Here is a 1,974-nt window from a genome sequence, read left to right as displayed (position 1 = left end):
CCCAGCCCATCACTTATTAATCAAGAGGATAGGTCTGGGTAGTTAAAGTGTGACTAGTTGAATTCTGGCAAAGCACCCAAGTTGTCGCGTTTTGTATTGTTGCGATCAGTGCTTAAAAACTCACCATCTACAACATGGACCTGTGCGCCAAAATGCATTTTTCCATCTGCGCCTTTGTAGCGGGTCTGGAAAGTCGCTTTGCCGAGTCTGATCAAATCGGCAACGAAAGCCCTTGACGTGATTCGATCAGGGCCAAGCGCGTTCACCTTTTCCTCGTTAATTTTTACCCACTCAACGTGTTGGCGGTCAGACGAGTACTTAATGGCGGTGATGCAAAAGTCTGTCATACGAATCCATTCCTGAGGCGCCCCGAAACTGGGACAAACCTTATATAGTGGCGATTGGCTGGTATTCAAGTGTGTTGGGTAGATTTTTTCTGAAGATGCCGGATATCGTCAGTTTTATGCGGTGTTGAGGCAGGGCCTGTCGTATCGTCTGGAAGGGCCTGGTCGGCGTAATAGACCATCTTCAGCACCTTGAGTATTTCGAGATGCGGGTACTGGCCTGCGCCTTCTCGGAAGCAGGCCGATTTGTGAGTAAACGCTAGCTCTCGATGCACTAGGTGCTGGCCAGCGTGACACTCCTTATAGCTCACCATGTCACTCGATAGCTCTCAGGCCTCAATCCGTAGCGAGGGTTTAACTTCGGTCATGATCAAATCCTTGGTTTTGTCTGGCTCAGTATCGCGGGGAAGATTGCTCGAGCCAGAGCGGCCAAGGATTGGACGATATGACACTTAGCCGCCAATCGGTCTAAAGAGACTCAAGAGATAGGCGCGCCGATTGGCGGATAGCAGTCCTTTTTCAGGTGAATGCCCGCCATCTGACAGGCGGGAGCACAAGATCATGCAAGCGAGATGAGGATGGTTTATGATCGCCGGCCGCAGTGGTATTGCTTTTATTTTCAGCTCTCCGTAGGCTGGCGCTGCAGCGCCAGCCTACGGAGAGCTGAAAATAAAAGCAATACCACTGCGGCCGGCGATCATAAACCATCCTCATCTCGCTTGCATGATCTTGTGCTCCCGCCTGTCAGATGGCGGGCATTCACCTGAAAAAGGACTGCTATCCGCCAATCGGCGCGCCTATCTCTTGAGTCTCTTTAGACCGATTGGCGGCTAAGTGTCATATCGTCCAATCCTTGGCCGCTCTGGCTCGAGCAATCTTCCCCGCGATACTGAGCCAGACAAAACCAAGGATTTGATCATGACCGAAGTTAAACCCTCGCTACGGATTGAGGCCTGAGAGCTATCGAGTGACATGGTGAGCTATAAGGAGTGTCACGCTGGCCAGCACCTAGTGCATCGAGAGCTAGCGTTTACTCACAAATCGGCCTGCTTCCGAGAAGGCGCAGGCCAGTACCCGCATCTCGAAATACTCAAGGTGCTGAAGATGGTCTATTACGCCGACCAGGCCCTTCCAGACGATACGACAGGCCCTGCCTCAACACCGCATAAAACTGACGATATCCGGCATCTTCAGAAAAAATCTACCCAACACACTTGAATACCAGCCAATCGCCACTATATAAGGTTTGTCCCAGTTTCGGGGCGCCTCAGGAATGGATTCGTATGACAGACTTTTGCATCACCGCCATTAAGTACTCGTCTGACCGCCAACACGTTGAGTGGGTAAAAATTAACGAGGAAAAGGTGAACGCGCTTGGCCCTGATCGAATCACGTCAAGGGCTTTCGTTGCCGATTTGATCAGACTCGGCAAAGCGACTTTCCAGACCCGCTACAAAGGCGCAGATGGAAAAATGCATTTTGGCGCACAGGTCCATGTTGTAGATGGTGAGTTTTTAAGCACTGATCGCAACAATACAAAACGCGACAACTTGGGTGCTTTGCCAGAATTCAACTAGTCACACTTTAACTACCCAGACCTATCCTCTTGATTAATAAGTGATGGGCTGGG

The 1,974-nt window shown here is 50.7% G+C and carries 2 protein-coding genes; one reads left to right on the top strand and one right to left on the bottom strand.

All coding sequences use genetic code 11. The features are described 5' to 3' along the window. Nucleotides 1-53 precede the first annotated feature (53 nt). Entirely contained in the window at nt 54-347 is a 294-nt protein-coding gene (locus AO388_RS26610) for a DUF3892 domain-containing protein (protein ID WP_058417461.1), read from the bottom strand. A 1,280-nt stretch (nt 348-1,627) separates the two neighbouring features. On the opposite strand from AO388_RS26610, the gene AO388_RS26625 reads away from it, so the two are divergent. Next, a complete protein-coding gene (locus AO388_RS26625) occupies nt 1,628-1,921 on the top strand; it encodes a DUF3892 domain-containing protein (RefSeq protein ID WP_058417461.1) in 294 nt (97 codons plus the stop codon). The last annotated feature ends 53 nt before the right edge of the window (nt 1,922-1,974 follow it).

Source organism: Pseudomonas sp. ICMP 10191, from assembly GCF_001467335.1.
Classification (GTDB): domain Bacteria; phylum Pseudomonadota; class Gammaproteobacteria; order Pseudomonadales; family Pseudomonadaceae; genus Aquipseudomonas; species Aquipseudomonas cerasi.
Note: the sequence above shows the minus strand (reverse complement) of the source record. Positions and strands in the feature narration are given on the sequence as shown.